General features: G+C 69.7%; 15 protein-coding genes and 1 pseudogene. 7 read left to right on the top strand and 9 right to left on the bottom strand.

What is annotated here, in order from left to right; genetic code table 11:
- Nucleotides 1–132: 132 nt before the first annotated feature.
- The 4 genes and pseudogenes from eccCa to O7609_RS20530 all read left to right on the top strand — a co-directional run.
- Nucleotides 133–4,107: a type VII secretion protein EccCa gene (eccCa, locus tag O7609_RS20545; RefSeq protein WP_269735531.1), complete on the top strand. Its 3,975-nt coding sequence runs from the start codon at nt 133–135 to the stop codon at nt 4,105–4,107.
- Between the two features lie 102 nt (nt 4,108–4,209).
- Nucleotides 4,210–8,994, top strand: a complete 4,785-nt coding sequence (locus tag O7609_RS20540) for a DUF6531 domain-containing protein (RefSeq protein WP_269744012.1) — start codon at nt 4,210–4,212, stop codon at nt 8,992–8,994.
- Nucleotides 8,995–9,020: 26 nt separating this feature from the next.
- Nucleotides 9,021–9,560 carry an SMI1/KNR4 family protein gene (locus O7609_RS20535; RefSeq protein WP_269735533.1) on the top strand — a complete coding sequence of 180 codons (540 nt, stop codon included), beginning with the start codon at nt 9,021–9,023 and terminating at the stop codon, nt 9,558–9,560.
- A 605-nt stretch (nt 9,561–10,165) separates the two neighbouring features.
- Nucleotides 10,166–10,555 (top strand): annotated as a pseudogene (locus O7609_RS20530) (transposase); the annotation flags it as partial.
- A 104-nt stretch (nt 10,556–10,659) separates the two neighbouring features.
- Here O7609_RS20530 and O7609_RS20525 read toward each other — a convergent pair.
- From O7609_RS20525 to eccB, 7 genes are all read right to left on the bottom strand, one after another.
- Complete coding sequence (locus O7609_RS20525; protein WP_269735535.1) at nt 10,660–10,947, bottom strand: WXG100 family type VII secretion target; 288 nt, start codon at nt 10,945–10,947, stop codon at nt 10,660–10,662.
- 15 nt (nt 10,948–10,962) lie between these two features.
- The gene (locus O7609_RS20520; RefSeq protein WP_269735536.1) at nt 10,963–11,328 is read right to left on the bottom strand and encodes a WXG100 family type VII secretion target; all 366 of its coding nucleotides are present in this window, start codon (nt 11,326–11,328) and stop codon (nt 10,963–10,965) included.
- 64 nt (nt 11,329–11,392) lie between these two features.
- On the bottom strand, nt 11,393–12,595 hold the full coding sequence (locus O7609_RS20515) for a S8 family serine peptidase (RefSeq protein ID WP_269744384.1): 1,203 nt from the start codon (nt 12,593–12,595) through the stop codon (nt 11,393–11,395).
- A 59-nt stretch (nt 12,596–12,654) separates the two neighbouring features.
- A complete protein-coding gene (locus tag O7609_RS20510; protein ID WP_269744011.1) occupies nt 12,655–14,193 on the bottom strand; it encodes a WXG100 family type VII secretion target in 1,539 nt (512 codons plus the stop codon).
- A gap of 18 nt (nt 14,194–14,211) precedes the next feature.
- Entirely contained in the window at nt 14,212–14,652 is a 441-nt protein-coding gene (locus tag O7609_RS20505; protein ID WP_269735539.1) for a hypothetical protein, read from the bottom strand.
- A 165-nt stretch (nt 14,653–14,817) separates the two neighbouring features.
- Nucleotides 14,818–16,059: a type VII secretion-associated serine protease mycosin gene (gene mycP, locus O7609_RS20500; RefSeq protein WP_269735540.1), complete on the bottom strand. Its 1,242-nt coding sequence runs from the start codon at nt 16,057–16,059 to the stop codon at nt 14,818–14,820.
- Nucleotides 16,059–17,558, bottom strand: a complete 1,500-nt coding sequence (gene eccB, locus O7609_RS20495) for a type VII secretion protein EccB (RefSeq protein ID WP_269735541.1) — start codon at nt 17,556–17,558, stop codon at nt 16,059–16,061. The genes mycP and eccB overlap by 1 nt, the downstream gene beginning before the upstream one ends.
- Nucleotides 17,559–17,750: 192 nt before the next feature.
- On the opposite strand from eccB, the gene eccE reads away from it, so the two are divergent.
- Entirely contained in the window at nt 17,751–19,082 is a 1,332-nt protein-coding gene (gene eccE / locus O7609_RS20490; protein WP_443072180.1) for a type VII secretion protein EccE, read from the top strand.
- Nucleotides 19,082–19,783 (top strand): hypothetical protein, encoded by a 702-nt coding sequence (locus O7609_RS20485; RefSeq protein ID WP_269735543.1) that lies wholly within the window; start codon nt 19,082–19,084, stop codon nt 19,781–19,783. The genes eccE and O7609_RS20485 overlap by 1 nt, the downstream gene beginning before the upstream one ends.
- A 79-nt stretch (nt 19,784–19,862) precedes the next feature.
- Here O7609_RS20485 and O7609_RS20480 read toward each other — a convergent pair whose 3' ends face one another.
- Both O7609_RS20480 and O7609_RS20475 read right to left on the bottom strand, forming a co-directional pair.
- Nucleotides 19,863–20,096: a DUF397 domain-containing protein gene (locus O7609_RS20480; RefSeq protein ID WP_269735544.1), complete on the bottom strand. Its 234-nt coding sequence runs from the start codon at nt 20,094–20,096 to the stop codon at nt 19,863–19,865.
- Between the two features lie 313 nt (nt 20,097–20,409).
- Nucleotides 20,410–21,132, bottom strand: coding sequence for a hypothetical protein (locus tag O7609_RS20475; RefSeq protein ID WP_269735545.1), 723 nt, complete (start codon nt 21,130–21,132; stop codon nt 20,410–20,412).
- Nucleotides 21,133–21,368: 236 nt separating this feature from the next.
- Here O7609_RS20475 and O7609_RS20470 point away from each other — a divergent pair, with 236 nt between their 5' ends.
- A complete protein-coding gene (locus O7609_RS20470) occupies nt 21,369–23,918 on the top strand; it encodes an SCO5717 family growth-regulating ATPase (RefSeq protein ID WP_269735546.1) in 2,550 nt (849 codons plus the stop codon).
- The last annotated feature ends 14 nt before the right edge of the window (nt 23,919–23,932 follow it).

Here is a 23,932-nt window from a genome sequence, read left to right as displayed (position 1 = left end):
GGCGAGCGACACCCTATCCGGATGCCGGGGCCCACCCGCCGAGTAGGATCGCCCAGCGCGGAGGGAGACCGCTGCCACGGGGGCGACGGCCACCGATTAACCTCCGGTCCGTTGTGAGGGATTGATGCACTCGTGAGTCAGATCGTCGTCAAGCGCCCGCCACGGGTGCTGCCGCCCGAAGTGCCTGGCGACGACGTGCGTCTCGAACCCCCGCCGGAGCTGCCGCGGGGGCCTCAGGAAGGCGTCCTCATGCAGGTCGTGCCCATGCTCGGCATGGGCGGCTCCGTGGTGTTCTTCTTCATGTCGCCGATGCCCTTCATGCGGATCATGGGCGCGGTCATGGCCGTCTCGACGGTCGCCATGGTCGTCTTCACCGTCATCCGTTTCCGCAGGGGCACCCAGGGGCAGATGGCGCAGCTGCGCCGCGACTACCTCAAGTACCTCGCCCAGACCAGGCGCACGGTGCACCACAACGCCGCGAAACAACGCGACGCGCAGTTCTACCTGCACCCGGCACCCGAGCAGCTGTGGGCGCTCGTCGCCGAGGGCAGCCGCGTCTGGGAACGCCGTGTCGGCGACGCGGACTTCGGCCAGGTCCGCGTCGGCCTGGGGGCGCAGCAGCTCGCCTCACCGCTCGTGGCGCCCGACACGGCACCGGTGGACGAGCTGGAGCCGCTGACCGCCGGCGCCATGCAGCGGTTCATCGCCACGCACAGCACCGTCGACAGCCTGCCCATGGCGCTGTCGCTGCGGGCCTTCTACCACCTGACCGTCTCCGGCCGTCCGGACAGCGTCCACGGCTCCGTGCGGGCGCTCGTCGCCCAGATGACCGCACTGCACTCGCCCGACGACCTGGTGGTCGCCGTCGCGGCCGGGGGCCCGGAGGCGGCCGGCCGGTGGGAGTGGGCCAAGTGGCTGCCGCACCTCCAGATCCCGGGCTCGATCGACGGCGCCGGCACCCGCCGGCTGATCGGCGAGGACCTGATCGAGCTGGAGGAGATGCTGCGGCCCCGGCTGGACGGCCGGACGCGGTTCCACCCGCAGGCCCAGCCCGTCCTGGACCAGCCCCACGTCGTCCTCGTGCTGGACGGTTCGACGGTGCCGCCCACCTCGGTGTTCGCGTCGCCCGAAGGACTGCAGGGCGTGACGGTCATCGAGGTGGTGCCGGGCGAGCTGCGGGAACCGCGCGGCGGGCTGTCCGTCGTGGTGCGGCCGCGGGAGCTGCGCATGGAGGCCGCGAACGGCCTCGTCTACGAGGGCGAGCCCGACACGCTGGCGGTGGAGGCCGCCGAGGCCCTCGCCCGTCAGCTGGCGCCGCTGCGGGTCTCCGCCGGTGGGGACGACGACGAACCGCTCCTGGCCAACCTTGAGTTCACCGACCTGCTCGCGCTGGGCGACGCCGCCTCGGTCGACGTCGCCCGCACCTGGCGGCCCCGCTCGCAGGGCGACCGGTTGCGCGTACCGATCGGCGTCGGGGAGGACGGCCAGCCCGTCATGCTCGACATCAAGGAGGCCGCGCAGGACGGCATGGGCCCGCACGGCCTGTGCGTCGGCGCGACCGGTTCCGGCAAGTCGGAGCTGCTGCGGACGCTCGTGCTCGGCCTCGCCGTCACCCACTCGTCGGAGACGCTGAACTTCGTCCTCGCGGACTTCAAGGGCGGCGCGACGTTCGCGGGCATGTCCAACATGCCGCACGTCGCCGCGGTGATCACCAACCTCGCCGACGACCTCACGCTGGTCGACCGCATGGGCGACTCGATCCGCGGCGAGCTCAACCGCCGCCAGGAGATGCTCCGCGACGCCGGCAACTACGCCAACATCCACGACTACGAGAAGGCCCGCGCCGCCGGTGCCCCACTGGACCCGATCGCCTCGCTGGTCATCGTCATCGACGAGTTCAGCGAGCTGCTCACCGCCAAGCCCGACTTCATCGACATGTTCATCCAGATCGGCCGCATCGGCCGGTCGCTGGGCGTCCACCTGCTCCTCGCCTCGCAACGGCTGGAGGAAGGCCGGCTGCGCGGCCTGGAGACCTATCTGTCGTACCGCATCGGCCTGCGCACCTTCTCCGCCGCCGAGTCCCGCACCGCCATCGGTGTCCCCGACGCCTACCATCTTCCCTCGGTGCCCGGCTCCGGCTATCTGAAGTTCGGCACGGACGAGATGACGCGCTTCAAGGCCGCCTACGTCTCCGGCGTCTACCGGACCGCCGGTTCGAACCGGGTGAGCTCCGGCACCGGCCCGACCGTCGAGCGCCGGCCCGCCCTGTTCACGGCCGCGCCCGTGCCCGTCCGGTACGCGGCCGCGGAGCCGCAGGCCGAGCGCCCCGACGCCGGTGACACGGCGGAGGACGAGGCACTGGCCGACACCGTGCTCGACGTCATCGTCCGCCGCCTCGACGGGCAGGGGCCCCCGGCCCACCAGGTGTGGCTGCCGCCCCTGGACAAGGCATCCCCGCTGGACGAGCTGCTGCAGGGCCTGACGACGGTGGAGGACCGCGGACTCAGCGTCCCCGGCCACCCGCAGCTCGGCCGTCTCGTCGTCCCGCTGGGGCTCGTCGACAAGCCGTTCGAGCAGCGCCGCGAGGTCCTCTACGTCGACTTCTCCGGAGCGGCGGGCAACATGCTCGTCATCGGCGGACCGCAGTCGGGCAAGTCGACGCTGCTGCGCACGATCATCTCGTCGTTCGCACTCACGCACACACCGCGGGAGGTGCAGTTCTACGGGCTGGACTTCGGCGGCGGCGGCATGACGGCCGTGTCCGGACTCCCGCACGTCGGCGGCGTCGCCTCGCGGCTGGACCCGGAACGCGTACGCCGCACCGTCGCCGAGGTCGCCGGCATCCTCGCCCGCCGCGAGGAGTACTTCCGCGCGCACTCCATCGACTCCGTCGCCACCTACCGGCGACGCCGCGCCCGTGGGCAGATCACCGACCAGCCCTTCGGCGACGTCTTCCTGGTCATCGACGGCTGGGCGAGCTTCAAGCAGGAGTACGACCTGCTGACCGAGGTCGTGACGGACATCGCGGGGCGCGGCCTGGGCTACGGCGTCCACGTCATCGCCACGTCGTCGCGCAGCATGGAGATGCGGCCGGCGCTGAAGGACCAGCTCGGGAACCGGCTGGAGCTGCGCCTCGGCGACACCATGGACTCGGAGTTCGACCGGAAGGTCGCCGCGAACGTGCCCGCGGGCGTGCCCGGCCGCGGGCAGACCCCGCAGAAGCTGCACTTCATGGCCGCGATGCCGCGCATCGACGGCAGCAACGACGCCGACACCCTCTCCGAGGGCACTGAGGAGATGGTCGCCCGGGTGCGGGAGGCGTGGACGGCGGACCCCGCGCCCGCCGTACGGCTGCTGCCGCGCGAGGTGCCCGCGCAGCAGCTTCCCAAGGGCAACGAGCGTCCCGAGCGCGGCATCGCGTTCGGGATCGACGAGACCAACCTCGAACCGGTCTACGTCGACTTCGAGACCGACCCCTTCTTCCTCGTCTTCGGCGAGAGCGAATCCGGCAAGACGGCGCTCATCCGGCTGCTGGCCAAGCAGATCACCGAGCGCTACACGCCCGACGAGGCCAGGATCGTCGTCGCCGACTACCGGCGTGGCCTCCTGAGCAGCATCCCGGACTCCCACCTCATCGTGTACGCGGCGATGTCCAACGGGCTGGACACCCATGTGGCGGCGCTGCGCGACCTCATGGAGAAGCGCACTCCCCCGGACGACGTCACGCCGCAGCAGCTGCGGGACCGGAGCTGGTGGTCGGGGCCGCGCATCTTCATCGTCGTCGACGACTGGGAGCTGGTCGCCAACTCCACCGGCAACCCCTTCGCCGCTCTCACCGAACACCTGCCGTTCGCGCGGGACATCGGCGTCCGGTTCATCATCGCCCGCAACGCCTCGGGCGCGTCCCGGTCGTTCTACGAGGCGTTCATGCAGCGCATCAAGGAGCTCGGCGCCCAGGGCGTCGTCCTGTCAGGTGACCCGATGGAGGGCGACATCCTCGGCAACGTCCGGGCCCGGCCGATGCCGCCCGGGCGGGGCGTGTTCGCTTCCCGAAAGCGGGGCGCGCCGCTCGTCCAGGTGGGCTGGCTGCCGAACAACCAGGTCTGACGCCTGTCCGGAAACCGTTGGCCCACCTCGTTCGCAAACCCCGTATGACAAAATTGTTGTTCGATTCTCGGGGTGAACTGGCTTGGTGGGGGGCGGGGTTCGATGGCAGTGGTGTTGCCGTCCGAGGCGGACATGGTGCTGGATCTCATCGGCGTTCCGTGGCCGAACGTCGACGAGGACGCCTACCGCGACATGGCGGACAACCTGCGGGACTTCGCCGACGACGTCGAGGACGACGCCCACTCGGCCCGCCAGGGCGTCAAGCGGCTCATCTCCTCCGGTGAGAGTGAGGCGCTCACGGCGCTGAACGGCCACTGGGAGAAGGTGGACAACACCCACCTCAAGGACCTGGCCTCCGCGGCACGGATCATGGCGACCGCGCTGGACGGCGCCGCGGGCATCATCGAGGCGCAGAAGGTCGTAGCGGTCGGACACCTCGTCGCCTGCGCGGCCACGGCGACGACCAGCGCCGTCGGCGCCTTCTTCACCTTCGGCGCGTCCACGGTGATCGGCGCGGCGGCCGTCGCCACCTGCCGGAAGCTGGTCAAGGAGGCCATCCAGACGGCGATGGACGAGGCCGTCAAGCACATCATCGCCGCGATGGCCGAACCGGCCGTCGTCGCCCTGGAGAGCATGGCCACCGAGCTCGTCGTCCAGATCGCCGCCAACGGCCTGGGCCTCCAGGACGGCGTCGACATGGACAAGATCGGTGAGGCCGGCAAGGAGGGGATCCAGGACGGGGTGCAGAGCGGGCAGGAGTCCCTCGGCCTCGCGTCCGCCGACGGCGTGCCGACCATGCGCGGGCTGCTGAAGAAGCTCAGCGTCGACCCGGGCGAGCACGACCGCGCCGTCACGTCCCTCGACGGCGTCGGCATCACCATGAACGGCCGTACGAAGAGCAGGCTGACCCTCGCCCGCAGCAACCACAACCGCACTCGGGGCAAGGACGACATCGCCGGGGTCATCGACCCCGTCGCCGACCGCATGATGGAGGCGCTCGACAAGGCGCACAAGACGCTCACCGACCACGTCGGCGGCAACATCCCCAAGCGCGTGCGCACCACCTCCAACCTCCACGACACCAACGAACGGGACACCCGCGACCGGATCAACAGCATCAAGACCGGCCAGGGCGGCGACCCGGGCCCCGGACCCCGAGGCGGCCCCGTCACCCCCGGCAAGCCCCTCGACTTCTCGTTCCAGCGCACGAAGACGCAGCCGAACTCGCTGCGGAACTCCCTGTCCAACCCGCAGCTGGAAAGCCGCCCGGTCGACCTCTACAAGTGCGTGGGCGACCCCATCGACGTCGCCACCGGGCAGATGGTCCTCGCTCAGACGGACCTCCAGTTGCCGGGCGTGCTCCCGCTGGTCCTGTCGCGCACCCACCTCTCCAACTACCGCTACGGCCACTCCTTCGGCCGCTCCTGGGCGTGCACGCTGGACGAGCGCCTCCACATGGACGGCGACGGCTCCGTGTTCTTCGCCCGGCAGGACGGCTCCACTCTCATCTACCCCCGCGCCCCGGAGCCGGACGGCGAGCCGGTGCTGCCGGTGGAAGGCCCGCGGCTGCCTCTGGTCCGCGCCGACGACGACGCCGGTGCGGCCGTCTTCACGGTCACCGACCCGCACACGGGCCACACCCGGCGCTTCCCGGCCAGCGGAGAGCTTCCCGGCGGAGTCTTCGACGACCCGGCGCTGTGCTGGCTGACCGACATCGAGGACCGCAACGGCAACCGTGTCGACGTCCACCGCGACGCCGACGGCGTCCCCATCGCCGTGACCCATACCGGGGGCTACCACGTCGAGATCAGCACGGCGGCGCTGCCCGACGGCGGTCCCCGCCGCGTGACCAGCATCGCCCTGCGCACGCCGCAAGGCCCGCAGCGCGTCATGGCCTACGGCTACGACGACAGCGGCAACCTCGACGCCGTCACCAACCCCTCCGGCCTTCCGCTGCGGTTCACCTACGACGCCGAAGGCCGGATCACGTCATGGACCGACCGCAACGACTCCACGTTCACGTACGTCTACGACGCCTCCGGCCGCGTCATCGAGACCGTCGGCCCCGAGGGACACCTTTCCTCGACCCTCTCCTACGACCTCGAGAACCGGATCACCCGGCACACGGACTCCACCGGCGCCACCACCACGTTCCAGCTCAACCACCTGGCCCAGGTCGTCGCCGAGACGGACCCGCTCGGCCACACCACCCGCCAGGAATGGGACCGCCGCGACCATCTGCTCTCCCGCACCGACCCCCTGGGCCACACCACCACCTACACCTACGACGACCACGGCAACCTGACCGCCGTCCACCTGCCCGACGGCTCCACGTCCACCGCCACCTACGACGCGCTGAACCTGCCCGTCGAGATCACCGGCCCCGACGGCGCAACGTGGCGGCAGACATACGACGAGCGCGGCAACCGCACGGCCCTCACCACCCCCGAGCGCCTCACCACCCGGTTCACTCACGACGACCGTGGGGCGACCGCCACCGTCACCGACCCGGCGGGCAACACCCAGCGCCTCCACAACGACCCCGCCGGTCTCGTCGTGGCCACCGCGGACGCCGAGAGCAACACCGCCACCCTCGTCCGGGACGCGTTCGGCCGACCGGTGGCCGTCACCGGTCCGCTCGGCGGCACGACCCGCCTCGAGTGGACGGTCGAGGGCAAGCCGTCCCGTCGCATCGCGGCCGACGGCACGAGCGAGACGTGGACGTGGGACGGCGAGGGCAACTGTCTTTCCCACACGGACCCGGGCGGCGGCCTGACCGCCATGGAGTACGGGCACTTCGACAAGCTCACCGCCCGCACCGGCCCCGACGGCGTGCGCTACGAGTTCCGCTACGACACCGAGCTGCGCCTCACCCAGGTCCTCAACCCGCAGGGCCTCACCTGGGACTACGGCTACAACGCCCGCGGCCTCCTCACCTCCGAGACCGACTTCGACGACCGCACCATCGCCTACGCCCACGACGCCGCGGGCCGCCTGGCCTCCCGCACCACGCCGCTGGGTCAGCAGATCAGCTACACCCACGACAGCCTCGGCCGTCCCGTCACGAAGGACGTCGAGGGAACCGTCACCGCATACGTCTACGACGCCTCAGGCCACCTCATACGCGCGGCCAACCCGGAATCGACGCTCGTCCTCGAACGCGACGTGATGGGCCGCGTCCTGGCGGAAAGTGTCGACGGCCGCACGACGCGCTACGGCTACGACGCCCTCGGCCGGCGCACGTCACGCACCACCCCGACGGGGGTCGTGACGGAGCTGACCTACGACCAGTCCGGCAACCGCACCGGCCTCACCGTCAACGGCCACGCACTGGCGTTCGCTTTCGACGCCCTCGGCCGCGAACAGCAACGTTCCTTCGGTACCCCGGACAGCCCGATCACCCTGGCGACCACCTTCGACACGTTGGGCCGTCCCGCCAGCCAGACGCTCACCGGCCAGGCCCGCACCCTGCGCTCCCGCGCCTACACGTACCGCCCGGACCATCACCTCACCGCCGTCACCGACCGGCTCACCGGCGACACGGAGCACTACGCGCTCGACCCCACCGGCCGCCCCCTCAGCGTCACGGCCGACGGCTGGTCCGAGACCTACGCCTACGACAGCGCCGGCAACCAGACCGCCGCCCAGTGGCCCGACCACGCCCCTCACTCCGAGGCGCGCGGTGAGCGCACATACTCCGGCACCCGTCTCCTCACCGCCGGCCGCATCCGCTACGCGTACGACGCCGCCGGCCGCACCACGCTCCGCCAGCAGACCCGGCTGTCCCGCAAGCCCGACACCTGGCGCTACACCTGGGACGCCGAGGACCGCCTCACCGGCTGCACCACCCCCGACGGCACCGTCTGGCGCTACCACTACGACCCCCTCGGCCGCCGCACCGCAAAGCAGCGCCTGGCCGCAGACGGCCACACCGTCGCCGAGGAGATCCGCTTCACCTGGGACGACACCCGGCTCGCCGAAGAGGTCAACTCCACCACGCACACGGCCCTCACCTGGGACCACGACGGCTACCGCCCCCTCACCCAGACCGAGCGCCGCCTCAACCCCATTGACCAGTCCGAGGTCGACGCCCGCTTCTTCGCCATCGTCACCGACCTCGTCGGCACCCCCACCGAACTCGTCGACGAGGCCGGGCACATCGCCTGGCACACCCGGGCAACCCTCTGGGGACGCACGACATGGAACCGCGACGCCACCGCCTACACCCCGCTCCGGTTCCCCGGCCAATACGCTGACCCCGAGACCGAGCTCCACTACAACTACTTCCGCCACTACGACCCCGACACCGCCCGCTACACCACCCCCGACCCCCTCGGCCTCGCCCCGGCCCCGAATCCCGTCGCGTATGTCGACAGTCCTGGTTCACTGGTCGATCCGCTCGGCCTCGCCCCCTGCGACGAGAACGACGTCACCTGGGGAGGCCGCGTCCACTACGGCGCGCCCGGGCCCGGTGGTCGTGCCACTGGGATGCATGCGACGATCGAACCGGATATGACCGGCGGAAAGACCAATCCCCCCGCCAACGGAGTCGCCGGTTATCAGAAGTACAAGAAGTTGAACAAGACACACCTGCTTGGCGCCCAGATTGGTGGATCAAACAAAGATCTGCGGAATTTCGTCACCATGCACCGCAACGCTAACTCTCCTGTCATGAAGATGATCGAAGACCAGATCAGGGCAGCCGTCGACAACGGAGAGACGGTCGAGTACACCGTCACACCCGTTTACCGAACCAACGACCCCACCGACGTGACGCCGCTGGGACTCACACTCGAGGCACATGGAGACCGCGGCTTCAGCTTCACCCCCTACGGCAGTAGCAGCAATACGAACACGATAACGATACTGAACGTCCCCAAACCATAATCTCGCACACAAGGAGACACACCGTCATGCATGTCGCCGTGGCACGCCTCACCGAACTCGTCCCGCCCGGAAGGCCACGCCAAGTGCGCGACTGGGCCTCCGTCGAGCGGACACTCGGCACCGCACTCCCCGAGGACTACAAAGAACTCGTGGAGCTGTACGGAGGGGGGGCATTCGATGAGACGATCTGGCTCCTAGACCCGGAGTGCCCTGACAAGGATTACAACCTCACCGACCAGGCAACGGAACGACTCGAGGAACTCACGACGCTTTGGCAGACAGAGCCCAAACCAGCGGAACTTCACGGCAAAGGCTCGAAAATCCTCCCATGGGCCTACATCGAAGGCAGCGGGGCGATGCTCTACTGGCTGGTCCGGCCTGACCAGAAACCCGCAGAATGGACCGTGATGCTCCATGAGGGCCGGGGCCCCGAGTGGGAGCGCCACTCCACCCAGTGCGCTCCGTTCCTCCTGTCAGTCCTAACAGGAGATGCAGACACCGAGTACTTTCCCGCGCTACCCCTTGATAATCACCTATTTGACTCCAACGACGACATCCTTCAATAGGAATACACTCAAGGTGACGCCTTCACCGGAATAGAGATAAGAAGAACCACCAAGAACGATAATGTCACCGACCGGCAGGTATGACCTCTACGCCAAATGCTCAAAGCGTACTCCTCCCACAAGCTCGACCAAAGCTCGCCTCACGCGGCGTGAGATCAATGAGGCATGATGCCTCCCATGGGCGTCGATCTGTCACAACGGTTACTTCCTGACGAACACTGTTCGCTGGTCGCTCCGTTGACCCCTTCGTTCGCTTCGCGGTCGCAGGGAGGAGGGACGGCTCCGTCAGATGAGCGGTGCAATTTGCTGCCCTTCTTGCCCCGGTCGACCGGATCGCGCCCAGTCAGCGATCGCCCCTTCCAGCACGGACCGAGGCAGCATCGACGATCGCCGAGGTCCGGCGCAGCTCACCGCGAGCACCGATCTCGTCCAAGACGGCACGGCGCAGCCGTCTCCACAGCCCGGTCTCCGTCCACGCGGAGAACCGACTGTGCGCGGTGGTGGGTGAGACGCCGAACGTCTCGGGAAGATGCCCCCCCACGCGCATCCGCTCATCAGCACGTACACCACGGCAGTGAGCACGGCCCGTCTCCGACGCCCAGGGCCTACCGCTCGTACTCGGTGTGTCCGGCGCGAACGTCCATGACAGCCAAGCCCTGCCGCCGCTGATCCTGGGCATACCCGCCATCAGGCCGCGGCGAGGTCCGTGCCGACGCTGCCCCGCCAAGCTCCGTGTGGACAAGGCCTACCACGCGGCCGGGCACTTGGGATCGCCGCGCAGCCGCAGCCTCGTCCCGCGCATCGCCCGGCCGGGCATCGAATCCAGGGAACACCTCGGCCGGCGCCGTTGGAAGAGCGAACGGTCGGCTTTCTGGCTCATCGACTACCGTCGCCCCACCGTCCGATACGAGCGCAGAGGCACGCACTTCCCGGCCTTCCTCGGACTCGCAGCAGCTCTGACCTGCTACGAGAAGCTGATCAGGAACGCCACGTGAGAGAAGCTCTCCTACCTCCCACTCCGCAGTTCGGCAACCTGTCTCGCACGTGAGGGGGCGGACGCCATGCAGGCGTCCGCCCCCTCACGTGCAGTGCACGCAACTCAGAAGTCGAAGAGCGTGGCGGTCTTCTTGTCGGTGCCCTGGTAGCCGGCGGTCGAGTTGTCGAGCGCGGTGGCGATGGCGTCAAGGGTGTCCTTGAGCCCCTGGACCTCCTGGTCCCAACCGCGCTGCTTCAGGTGGAAGGCCTCCCTGGCCTCACCATCCCAGCCGGCGACGACCTTCGCCACGCGACCCTGCAGGCTGGAGAGCTGGGTGCCGATCTCGCCCGCCGCCTTGCGGATGTCGCTGGCGGCCGTGGTGACCGTCCCGTACGTGACCTCGATGGTCATGGTTCCCCCTTCTCGTTACTTGACGGTCGCCGAGGAGTCGACGAAGTCGCTGATCGGGCTCTGCCCGTGAATCTTCTTGAAGTTCTCCAGCTGCTCCAGCTCGTTCGCGGTGAAGCCGTCCTTGCTCATCTGGAGGGCCTCCTCCATGAAGCGGAGCTTGTCGTAGAGCTTCCGGGCGTACTCGTTCGCCTGACGCTGGAGGTGGTTGTAGGCCCCCGCGGCCGAACCCTTCCAACCGGTCTCGATCGTGTCCACCGCAGCGTTCAGAGCGGAGATCCTGCCCTGCAGCGTGCTCTGCATCGCGTCGACGTCCTTGATGAGCTGCGCAAGGTCTCCGTCTTCTGACCTGAAACCGGTGCCCGGGTTGTTTCCCTCGGCCATGTGCTCCTCCTCCAGAGCGAGTGGTTGCTTGAGTGGTCTTTCGCTGCGGCTGCTCGACGGCGGGCTATCTGCGGCGCAGTACCAGGAACCCGACTCCGGCAGCCACGACGAGCACGGCCGCGACGGCACCGCCGATCAGCAGGCCCGTTGACGGCCCGTCGTCGCCATCGTCTTCCTCGGCGACCTCCACCCAGTCCGACTTCGAGTCGTCGTTGTCAGCCGGCTTCTCCTCGGGCGGCGCTGAGGTGGGTGCCGAAGGGGAAGGTGACGCTTCTTCCTTGAGCAGCGGATGCTGGTTCGGGTCCCCCGGATCGCCCTCCCCGTCTAGGAGGACTTTCCTGGGCCGTACGGTTCCGTACCCCAGCTTGGTGCTGTAGTCACTCCCGTCGGCGGGCTTGCTAGCCGTCTCCATCATGACCCGGAGAACCTGATTGGCTGTCCAGTCCGGGTGTTCCGCCCAAATGAGTGCTGCAGAACCGGAAGCAACAGCTGTTGCGATACTTGTTCCGTCACCCATGCAGTAACTGGTAAAGTCTTTGTCACACCAAACCGGAATATCAGAACCCGGCGCCGTAAGATCAGTTTGACCGTACTGCGAGTACTCCGCAACCCTATTGTTTTTGTTGACCGCGCCAACGGCTACCACATTGGCGTAAGATGCTGGAAATATCGGCTGATTACCCTCATCTCCATTATTGCCAGTGCTCGCAAAAATCAGCTTCCCCTTGCTAACGGCGTAGTCGACAGCTGATTCCAGTGCCTGCGTGGGGACAGATCCGATCGACATATTAAGAATTCGAGCATCACTATCAGCCGCTACGCGTATCGCATCCTCGAGAGAGGTTTCACCACTGTCTTCCCAGCCGTCATCTTCGTCGGTCGCCAGTTTCACTCGAAGCGGCAGAATTTTGACCCCAGGCGCGATTCCTTGCACCCCGCCGTTCTTGCCCGTTCCGGCAATTACTTCGGCCACGCTCGTGCCATGGGGGAGATAGTCGTCCGTAGCATCACCAGGGAGATCAGTGAGGTCTTCACCGGGCAGCAGCCTGCCATTGAGCGTTGCGCTCGATTTCACTCCCGAATCAATGACAGCTACCGTAACCCCTTCACCTGTGCTGACTTCCCACATCTCCTCGGCTTTCATGGGTCCGAGGTACCATTGTTCCTCGCTGATGTCACGAGCAGTCGCTGCGGGCGCCAGCCAGATCGATGATCCCAGGAGAGATGCCAAAATTGTCAGCAAGGAGACCCGTCGAAACAATGTCACTGACAAGGTGACCCCTCCTTGGTGCGCAGTATCGCCATTACTTGCACTGCCCCATCTGCTTACTCAACCACAGGGGGAACGATGCTTCGCCGCCCCTTCCACGTCTCCTCGTCCTCGGTGAGGTATTCCGGTCGGGCGTCGCCTCGACTCTCCTCACGATTCCGAGACTCGGCTGTGACCGGTCGCTGGACGAGTCCCATCCCTCCGGGCGTATAGAAGCCGGCCCGCTGGGAGCGATTCGTGGTTGCCGAGCGCGGGTCGCTGGCGCCCGCACCACCAGTGGAGAGGCGACGGTCCGAGCCAATGGGCCCTTTGCCCCCGACCGGTCCAGCTGTTCCGGGGTGACCGATCATGGGCGTTCGTCCCACTGGTCCGCGTTCGGTTCCAGCGACCGTTCCCTGCGGAATGGGTCCGGGGCCCGCAGGGCCAGGTCGGTACGGCATTCCGCCGACGATGGCGTCCGGCCGTCCAGTTCTGGGCGGAACATTCACCTGCGGTGGACGACCCAAGGGAGCGGGGTTCCCCACATTTAGTCCGGGTGGACGCCCGACAGGAGGCGACGTCCCGTTGGTGCGTGCGTCAGGACGGGGTCCCGTGCCTGACTGGTACGGCGGGAGAGTACGTTTATGCGGATTTCGCCCATCGGAGAATTGGCCGGTCCTTTGTTCCGGTACCCGCTGTGTTCCAGAGGTAGGTGGTACTACGGGAAAAGTGTTCGGCGCAGAAGGCGGGCTACTGGTCGCGGGACCAGGGCGAGTTATTGACTTTTCCGTGGGCGGCGTCGGCAGAGTCGTGTTATTAATCTCTGTTCCAACGGGGCGCGTCGAGTTGGTCTCCCCTGTCGGACGAAGATTGGTGAGCGTCGACGCCTCAAAGTCTGAGCTTCGCACGTCGACAGGTGCAGGTCGCTCTGCCGTGCTCCCAGAAGGCACAGACCCTACACCGTTCCCTCTCTCATACTCACCCCCTTTATCCGGCTCCGGCACGCCGAAGTCCGGGGGTGGGGCGAAGGTGGGCTCCTCCTGGGTGGCCATGTTGTCGTGGGACACCTTGTAGAAGGAAGACAGCCGGTTCATCTGATTGATGGCTTCCTGGCGGTTCCTCTCCCGCGGATCATCCGCGGCGCTGGCTTCCTGGATGTCCACCGGCAGGTAGGGACCGTACTCACGCGGGGGCATGCCGCTCTTGACGGAGGCAAGGCCGATGGATGCTGCGCGCATCTGGATCCCGGCCTGGCCGGTGTACGAGGCCAGTTTCAGCGTGTTCTTGCCGAGGTTGTCCGCCCACGTACGGAAGGCGTCCCCGGACTCGCCCTCCCAGTCGACGTTGGCCGCGTACTTCTTGATGTCCTCACCGACGCCCTCGATCGCGTCCGACGCGTTCGAGAGGGCGTCCGCGGCGGCTTCCAGATCGCTGGGCTTCGCGCTCTCGACCATGTCCAGCATGCTGTTGAGCTGGTAGCCCTCGAAGTCCGTCTCCCCGAGGGAGACGTCGCCACCGCCCCACGTGAGCATGGACCGCTGCCGCCGGCTGATGTCGGTCAGGTTGACCTGCAGATGCGCCTGTGCCTCGTCGAGCGAGGGTTCCTCGTCACTCATCGATGCCTGCCCTCACTGCTACAGACCCTGGTTCACGTCGGAGTTGGACTTGTCGCCGGTGTCCTTGGCGCCCTGGCTGGCCTCGTGGTGGATCTTGGTGCGGCCGAGAATCTCCCAGAAGCGGCGCTTCAGGTCCTCTTCCAGGTTGTCGAAGCCGATGTCGGCGCCGAGGACGGCGATACCCATGGCGTCGATCTGGTCGCTGAACGTCTGGGACAGCGTGGTCAGATGCTCGTGAATCCGGTCGTACTGGCGGGACAGGTCCTCCGCCTCGCTGAATCCCGTGCCGTATGAAGCCTTCGGTACGACGGCGTTGGTGCTGAGGTTGGTCTTGGACGCGGCCGACTTCTCGAGGTTCTCGATGATGGCGTCGACGCGTTTCTTGAAGTCCTTCAGCGACTCCGCAGCACGTCTGAAATCGCCCGAAGTCCCCCCGCCGCCCTGATGGGCGTCAACCATGGCAAGCCCCCCTGGCCAACCTATCCCCGTTAACGTGTAGTGGTCACTCTATCCCGATGTGCAGTCGGTTCCAACTGCAAGGTAGAGCGGTGAAAGTCATAGTGCCAGCGGTTAGTTGACGCCTCGCGGGGCTGTGTCACAACTGCAACATCATCCGGTCGCCGGTCATCCCCTGAGCGGGCGTCGGCGGCGGTCGCGGAGGACGACCGAGGTGCCGGCGACGACGCCGACGAGGACGGCTGCGGTCAGGAACACGTAGGTGCCCAGGCGCTCGTTGCGCTCGGCGTAGGACTCACCGAGCTGGAGCGGCGCCGGTTCCGGGGCCGGTGCGGGCTGGACGCCGTCGCGGGCCACGGGCTTCTCGATGGGCCGGTCGTCCTGGGTGAGCGCGCGGACCGGGTCGATGACGCCCCAGCCCACGTGGTGGTCGGCGCCGCTGATCGCCCGTTCGGCGGTCTGCTGGATCTGCGCGACGACCTGGTGGGGCTCCCAGTCGGGGTGCTCGGCGAGGATGAGTGCGGCGACGCCGGCGACGAAGGGGGCGGCGAAGCTCGTGCCGTTGTCCGCGCAGTGTCCGCCCCCGGGAACCGTCGAGACGATGTCGACGCCCGGTGCCGCTATGCCGACGAACTCACCGCGCTGGGAGAAGAGGGCCCGCTCGTTGTTCCGGTCGGAGGCGGCCACAGCGAGGACGCCGGGCAGGGAGGCCGGGAAGGTCTTCTTGAGCTTGCCGTCCGCCCCGTCGTTGCCTGCGGAGGCGATGACGACGATTTCGGCGTCCAGGGCCTCCTGGATGGCCTCCCTGAGCGGGTGGTCGTCGGACAGCGGGTCGACGGTGTCCTGGGAGATGTTGATGACGTCGGCCTCCTCCGCGATCGCGTGGCGGATGCCCTGGGCGAGGGTTTCGGTGGTTCCCACGCCCTCGGCGTCGTTCTGGCGGATCGGGATGACGGTGGCCTCGGGAGCGATGCCGACGAATCCGGTGCCTTCGGCGGGACGTGCGGCGATGATGCCGGCAACCTTGGTGCCGTGGCCGACGAGGTCGGCGGTCGGACCCTTGGGGGCGCCCTCGCGCTGCTTGTCCTCGGGGATGAGGTCGGCGCCGCTGTCGATGTCGACGGCGCCCTTGAGCTGGGCGTGCTTGGCGTCGACGCCGGTGTCGATGACGGCGACGCGCACGCCCTCGCCCTTGGTCTGGTCCCAGAGTTCGTCCAGGAGTACGCGCTGGAGGTACCAGGGGCGGCCCTTGAAGGTCTTGGCGGGGTAGGTGCACTGGCCGCCCGCCGCGAGTTCCGTGCGGGAGCCGGGACCGGGGCCAGGGCCGGGGTCGGCGGCGTGAGCGGGTGGGCCCAGGAGCGTGCCCAGGCCGAGGGCCAGGACGGCGGGAAGGGTTGCGGGGCGCTTCATCATGCCCCCTGCGGCTGCCGCGCGCTGGTGGTGTCGAGCCGCGGGCCCTTGGGCAGGAACTCGGACCAGTGGGCGGGCACGGGGACGGGCTCGACGTCCTTGTAGCCGAGCCGGAGCTGGGCCTGGTTGTTGTCGTTGGCCGCGTCCGTCTCCTCACCCTCGTCCGCGTCCCGGGCGCTGCTGTCGGTGTTGGACTGGACGGCGTAGCGCAGGCCCGTGTCGGTGACGAGGAAGGTGCCGCCCGTGGAGGTGTCGGTTCCCTGGAACTGGCGGTACAGCAGCCCGGAGCCGGGGGTGACGTAGGCGCTGGTGGTGCCGTCGGAGATGGGGACGGGGTAGGCGTCGCCGGCCCACGTGGACAGCGTGACGGAGCCGTCGTCATCGACCTTGCGCAGGACGCTGCACACGGTGTCGCGGGAGGCGGAGTTGGACTGGTCGGGTTCCAGCTCCGGCCAGTCGTACTCGACGGTGGGCCCGTCGGACGCGTCGGCGGCGGTGAAGGACTGCGCCGCGACCTCCATGGCCTTGCCCTTCTGCCCCAGTTCGAGGGAGCCGGGGTGGTCGAGGAGGAGCCGGGCGGTGAAGTCGGTGATGGGGACGACCTTGTTCGACAGGACGACGTAGTGCTGCGGCCCGGAGCCGGTGGGGGCGATGAGCACCATGCCGACCTGGTTCGCGGAGTCGTCGAGCCCGTCTATGCCGGCCGGGGTGCCGACGCCCTCGGGGAGTTCCGGGAAGTGGATGGGGCTGCCGTCGCGGAAGGTGGCGAGCCATGCGTCGCTGACCTGCTGGGGACGGCCTTCTCCGACGAGTGAGCGGAGGAGGAGTTCGCTGTTCTCCGTGCCGATCTCGTACTTGGTGCCGCGTGCGTCGACGAGGAACCGCTTCTCGTCGCCGCTCTGCACGTACATGACGTCGTCTCCGGAGAGCCGGTGCTCGCCCTCCACCTCGCCGACGTCGCGGTCGGCGAGCACGAAGGTGGCGCTCTGGACGGACTGCTCGGACACGCCCGGCTGTTCGCACACCGCCCACCGCTTGGACTTGCCCGCTTCGCCTCGTGCGGGCAGCCGGTCGGGCGCGTAGGGGATGCCGACGGTGGGCCCGATCGGGATGTCCCCGCTGTCCAGCACGGCTTCGTCGACCTCGACGATGTCCGCCCCTTCCCCGTCCAGCAGGAGCTTGGCCGAGGCGAAGTTGAGCACGGGGTGCAGCTGCTTCTGCCCGTCCGTCTCCAGGACGACGTACCGGGTCGTGGACTTGCTGGCGACGATGACGTGCTTCCCCGGATCGTCCCAGCCCTTGGGGACCTTGGGCTTGAACATGCCCCACGCGCCGAAGCCCGCCATGATGACGGCGCCGATGACGATGCCCGGCAGGAAGGCGCGCATGGGTTTCGGCGCCCCTTCCTCGGTGCCGGTGGGCGATGGTTGCAGGAAGGACGCGACCGTACGCTTCTTCGCAAAGGTGTAGGCGTTGAGTTCGTCGCGCCTGGATGCCATGTCCGATCGCTCCTCCTCGCCGACCGGTTCCCTGCGGTCGGCGGGTCCCAGGGTATGACCTTGGCCGCGTGGCTTATTCGTTCAGGTTCTACCATGCTTGCGGTCAGGCTGCGGAGGCCGCTCGGGTAGGGTGAGGCCCGGTCAGCCGCCTCCGCTTTGCGGGCGAATACGGACACAAGGGGGCGTAGGGGCATGGGGCGGACCGCCACCCGGACCCGTAGCACCGAACACGGCAGCCGCACCGGCGGAAGGGGGACCCACAGCTCCCCTTCGCGACGAGCGCGGCCCGAGCAGCGGCCCCTGAGGGGTCCTGGCACTCTGGGGCAGGAGTCGACGCCCGGGCGTTTCGGGCCTGTTCACCTTCTCCAGGTGGTTCTCGTCCAGGTCGCGGCGTGCCTCGTACTCACGGCCTGGGTGGTCAGTGACCTGCTCCTCGTTCCCGCCGCCGTGGTCGCCGTCGCCCTGGTCGCGCTCGGAGCGCGATGGGGGCGGCGCTCCCTGCCGGAGCGGATCGGGGACTCCCTGGCCTTCCGGCGGCGCGCGAAGTCCGGTGGCCCGGTGCTGGACCGGGAGATTCCCGCGGGGCTCGTGCCGTTGGTGGAGTGCGCCCCGGGCCTGCGCACCCGCTCGTACACGCACCGGGACGGTCGTTCCATCGGTGTGATCGGGGACGAGACGTTCTCGACGGTGCTCGTCCGCGTGGAGCGGCGGCCGAGGGCACTGAACCGGCAGCGTGACGAACGTCCCCTGCCGCTGGGGCTGTTGCGGGACGCGCTGGAGGTGGACGGCATCCGGCTGGAGTCCGTCCAGGTGGTGCAGCACACGCAGCCGGCGCCGGCTCCGGCGCTTCCGCCGCGTTCGGTGGCCGCGCTGAGCTATGGGCCGCTCCAGGCCGAGTCCGGGGCGCCGGCGGTGCGCGTGACGTGGGTGGCGCTCAAACTGGACCCGGAGCTGTGCGCGGAGGCCGTGGCGGCCCGCGGCGGTGGCTTCGAGGGCGCGCAGCGTGCGCTGGTGCGGGTGGCGGACCACCTGGCCAGCCGCCTGGTCGGCGCCGGGTTCCGCGCGACGGTGCTGTCGGAGGACGAGTGCGTGACGGCGATGGCCACGTCGGTGGTCGCCGACCCGATGGTGACGGCGCAGGCGAGTCACCCGGGCACCACACCGGTGCGGCGCACGGCCGAGTCGGTGCGCAACTGGCGGTGCGACGACCGGTGGCACACGGTCTACGGCATCGGCCGCTGGCCCGCGTTGGGCACCGGTGGCCCCTCGCTGGTGGACGTGGCCGGCGCCCTGTCCGCCCTTCCGGCACTGGCGACGACGCTGAGCATCACGTTGGCCCCGCGGGGGACGGAGTCGGTGGCGTTGACCAGCCACGTCAGGATCACCGGGCGCGGTGCGGAGGAACTTTCCCCGCTGTGCCGACAGCTTGAGGAGGCGGCCCGTCGGCTACGGGTCGGCCTGGTCCGGCTGGACCGTGAGCAGGCTCCCGGCGTGCTGGCCTCGATCCCGCTCGGGGGTCTGTGATGACGTTGCGTCTGCGGGGGCCGCGGTTGACGCGGCACGTTCTGTCGAGTGAGCAACTCGACGCCCTGTCCCTGCCGATCGGTGACGACGGGGTCGCTGTCGGCGTCGACGCGCGCGGCGGACCCGCCGTGATGGGCTTTCACCATCCGCGCCCGTTCGAGGTGCTGTTGATCGGGGGGCTGTGGACCGCTCAGGTGCTCGCCCTGCGACTGGCGGCCACCGGTGCGCGGATCGCCGTGGAGACGGGGCGTCCGCAGGTGTGGACGACGTTGTTGCACGCTGTGGGCGGTGAAGGCGGCGTGCAGGGTGCGATGACTGTGTACGACGTCGGGCGGGTCCCCGCCCTGGGCGCGACGGTGGGCAGCCCCGTCGTCGTGATCCGGGACTGCGGCATGAAGCCGCCGCGCGGGCGTGTCTCCTCCGCCCCGTGGCAGTCGGTGCTGACGCTGCTTCCCTACCTGAGCCCGGTTGCGCCCCGGCTGCTGCGGGGCGCGGCGCTCACCGGCGTCCAGCGCGTCTCGCCGCAGGAGGCGCGGCAGCTCGGCCGCATGCTGACGCTGTCGGATCCGGAGGTCCAGGCCCTGCCCTCGCTCGGTGACGGCGTCACGCTGTGGTGTGCGCCGAAGGACCGCCAGTTCGCGAAGATCCAGCCCACGGACGCCGAGACGGGGCTGCTCGGCGTCGCACGGCGCCTGGACTGACCGCGGGCTCGTGCGCCGTGGGGTGGGACGCTGTCCGGAGCCTGCCGGGGTGCCGGTCCGTTTCCGGGCCGGGCGGAGGTCAGGGCTGGAGGTCGAACTCGCCGTCGCGGGCGCCGAGGACGAAGGCCTTCCACTCGGCGGCGGTGTAGCGCAGGACGGTGTCCGGGTCCTTGGAGTTGCGCATCGCCACGCCCCCGCCGGGGAGGTAGGCGATCTCGACGCGCTCGTCGGCAGGGCTGTCGGGCGCGCTCAGCCACTCGACGCCCGAGATGTCCATGGCGTACAGCTCGTCCTTCTCCTGCTCGGTCGCCATCGTCGGACCGTCCCTTCTCTCATGGCTGTGACGTGCCGCCACTTTACGGGGAACAGCTGCGGTTTCGCAGGGTGATGGCCGCGTCACGCGGACCGTGGTGATGTGGCGGTCCGTGGTTCCGGCGACGGGGGCACCGGCGGGCGGAGGGGGTTCTCACCCCGGTCTCGGACGGGGCACCCGTAGGCGGCGCCTGCGTCGCGGGCGTGGTGACGTCGGCCGGCTGACCGGTCGCACGTGCGGGTGATGTCGGAGGGGGCCGGCCGTCGGCGCGAGGAGGCGCCGGCGGCCGGGCACGGTCCGGGGTCGCTCCCGGTCACTCGGCGGGCGGCGCGGAGGGCATCGCCTGCTTCTGGAACTCCTCCAGGGCGACCAGCTTGGAGTCCGGCGGCATGGTGACGTCGGTGGGCTCGCCGAACGCCTCGAACGTGGTGGAGCTCTTGCTCTCGCCCCGGACGGCGTCGAGGCGGAGGATGTAGGGCGTGCCCGAGGCGGCGACGTGGTAGACGTCCGAGCCGCCGTTGCCCTCGACCGTGATGGCCCGCGTGGCCTTGCCGTTGACCTCGCCGTTCTTCTCCGGGGTCAGTCGGCCCGACTCGGCGATGGTGAACAGCAGGGTGCACTCCTGCTCGGTGTCGGTGTAGACGAAGCTGTCGGAGAGGGACGCCGGGACGTCGGCCTTCTGGCCGGAGCGCTTGAAGGACTCGGCGACGAGGTCCGCTTCGAGGTAGTTCACACCCTCCTTGCAGTACATCTCGCCCGACACGTCCCCGGATACCACCGTGCGCAGGCCCTTCGCCGGGTCCCAGGTGGTCTCCTGAGTGCCGTCGGCGAAGGCGGTGGTGGTGCCCGAGGAGTGGAAACTCGTCGTCGTCATCGCTTCGTTGACCTGCTTGATGAGCTCCCGCGAGGCAGCGTCAGAGCCCGAGGACGCCTTGTCGGACGTGTCCTCGCCGGAGCCGCCGCACCCGGAGAGGCCGAGGGCGAGGGCGGTGGCGAGGGCGAGGGCGGTGGGGGCTCGGCGGATGTGAAGAGTCACGGTGCGGTACTCCGGGGGTCGGGACGAAGCGCGGCCCGTCACAGGGGCGGACCGCGTACCAATATGCCCGGTTCAACGCGCGGCCTGACCCCGGGGTAACGAGGTGGGACCGGCCTGCCGCGGGACCGCCCGTGGCGTTTAGGCTGGGGGACGTGTGTGTGCCGCCGGTCTTGGCGGGCGCACGGCCCGGGGGCACCGGGAAACCGGGGTGAGTGACCAGATCAGCAGGAGGCACTGTGAACAGCGACCGGGACGAGATCCGCGTCGACGGGATCGCCCCCGGCGACGACCCCGAAACGGATCTGGAGACCACGGGCGAGTTCACCATCGACTACACGCCGCCTGCCTGGTACACGCAGAACAGCGGTGCCGAGGCTCCCCAGGCGTCGACCGGGCCGGGGCAGGTGCCGCCTCCCCCGGCGCCCCATGCGCAGGACGCGCCGCCGACGGCTCCGCCCGCTCCCGCTCCGGCTCCCCCTCCTGCCCCGGCTCCTGAGCCCGCGCCCGCTCCGGTGACGCCCGCTCCGGCCGCGGACGCCGAGCCGCAGGACTCCGTGCCGAGCGAGCGGGCCGCGGAGCAGCCGCCCGCGGCGGGTGCTCCGCCGGTAGCGCCCCCTCCCCCGCCCGCGCCCGGGAAGCCCGCCGCGGAGGCGGAGCCGCACCGGCCCGCGGAAGAGCCCGTCGAGGAGCCCGAGGAGGAGCTCAGCGGACGGACGATGCGGATCTCGGCCTCCGCCCTGCGGCGCGAGTTCGCCCAGCGCGACGCCGAGAAGGCCCGGCTCGCCGCCGAAGAGAAGAAGGACGAGGAGAGCGAGCGGGACGACGACGGGGATGCCGCGGCCGAAGACGCCCCCGTGGCCCCGGAACAGCCCGCGGAAGCGCGGGAATCGGAGGACGCACCCCAGGACGCCACGCCCGCGGCGCCCGCCCCGCCCGCCCCGCCCGCGTCCCAGTGGGGCCAGGGGCCCGGGAGCACGCCGGCGGGCGGGACGGCGGCGCCGTTGCCCCCGCTGCCCCCGCAGTTCCAGCCCGCCGAGCCGCCGCAGGCGGGTCCCCCGGCACCCGCGTCGGCTCCGCAGCCCCCCGCGCCGCAACAGCCCGGCCCCCACACCGGTGGGCCGCAGGGTGGGTACGGCTTCCCGCAGCCGGCGGCTCCGCAGGCCCCGGCCCCGGCTCCGCAGCCCCCCGCACCGCAGCACGTTGCCCCGCAACCGGCACCCCAGCCCCAGCCCGCCCCACCGCAGCCGGGGCCCGGCGCAGCGCAGCCCGGCTCCAACGCCGGTGCGCAGCCGCAGGGTTACGGGTACCCGACCGGCCCGCAGGGTGGGTACGGCTTCCCGCAACCCGGGGCGCCGCAACCGCCCGCCGCGCAACACCTGCCCCCGCAGCAGCCCGCGCCGCAGACTCCCGCACCCCCGCCGCCGGCGCAGCCCCGGCAGCCCGCGGCTCCCCAGCAGCCCGCGGCTCCGCAGCCGCCGGCCGGGGCCCAGCCTCCCGCCACGCAGCAGCCGATGCCGCCCGGCCACCCGGGGAAGCCCGGCCACCCGGGGCAGCAGCACGCCGCCGCGCACCCGGGACAACAGCCCGGGCCGGGGCAGGCGCAGGGGGATCCGCGGGCCGGGCACGTGTGGCCGGACCCGCGACAGGCGCAGGCGCAGCCGGGCTCGCTGGGCTACACGGCGTCCGTCGAGCTGAGCTCCGAGCGGCTGCTGAACCAGAAGAAGAAGCCGCGGCCGCAGAGCAGCCGGGGCGGCGGCTCGCGGTTCCGGCTCGGCGCGCGGAAGGAAGAGGCCGAGCGGCAGCGGAAGTTGGCGCTCATCCGGACGCCGGTGCTGTCGTGTTACCGGATCGCCGTCATCAGCCTCAAGGGCGGTGTCGGCAAGACGACGACCACGACGGCGCTGGGCGCCACGCTGGCCAGCGAGCGGCAGGACAAGGTCATCGCGATCGACGCGAACCCGGACGCCGGGACGCTGGGTCGGCGCGTGCGGCGCGAGACGGGCGCGACGATCCGCGACCTGGTGACGGCGATCCCGCACCTGCACAGCTACATGGACATCCGGCGCTTCACCTCGCAGGCCCCCTCGGGGCTGGAGATCCTGGCGAACGACGTGGACCCGGCCGTGTCGACGACGTTCAACGACGAGGACTACCGGCGCGTGATCGACGTCCTCGGCAAGCAGTACCCGATCATCCTCACCGACTCCGGCACCGGGCTGCTGTACTCGGCGATGCGCGGCGTGCTGGACCTGGCCGACCAGCTCATCGTCATCTCCACGCCCTCGGTGGACGGCGCGAGCAGCGCCAGCACCACGCTGGACTGGCTGGCGGCGCACGGGTACGGAGAGCTGGTGCAGCGCAGTCTGACCGTGATCTCCGGGGTGCGGGAGACGGGGAAGATGATCCGGGTCGAGGACATCGTGGCGCACTTCAAGACGCGTTGCCGTGAGGTCGTCGTCGTGCCGTTCGACGAGCATCTCGCGGCGGGCGCGGAGCTGGACCTCGACATGATGCGGCCGAGGACGCGGGAGGCGTACTTCAACCTGTCCGCGCTGATCGCGGAGGACATGACGCGCCACCAGCAGTCGCAGGGGCTGTGGACGCAGAACGACTCGGCGATGCCGCCGCAGGTGGCGCCGCCGATGCCGGGGCACGGGGGGCCGTACGCGGCTCCGCCGCAGGCCGGGCCCCCGCAGGGGGCCGCTCCCCAGGCGCCGCCGGCGGGCTACGGGTACCCGGGTCAGCCTGGGCAGCCGGGCCCCGGGCAGGGCTGGCAGCCGCAGTAGGAGTTCCGCGAGCG

Origin of the sequence: Streptomyces sp. WMMC1477 (assembly GCF_027460245.1) — a bacterium.
GTDB lineage: Bacteria > Actinomycetota > Actinomycetes > Streptomycetales > Streptomycetaceae > Streptomyces.
This window is presented reverse-complemented; position numbering and strand designations above follow the sequence as displayed.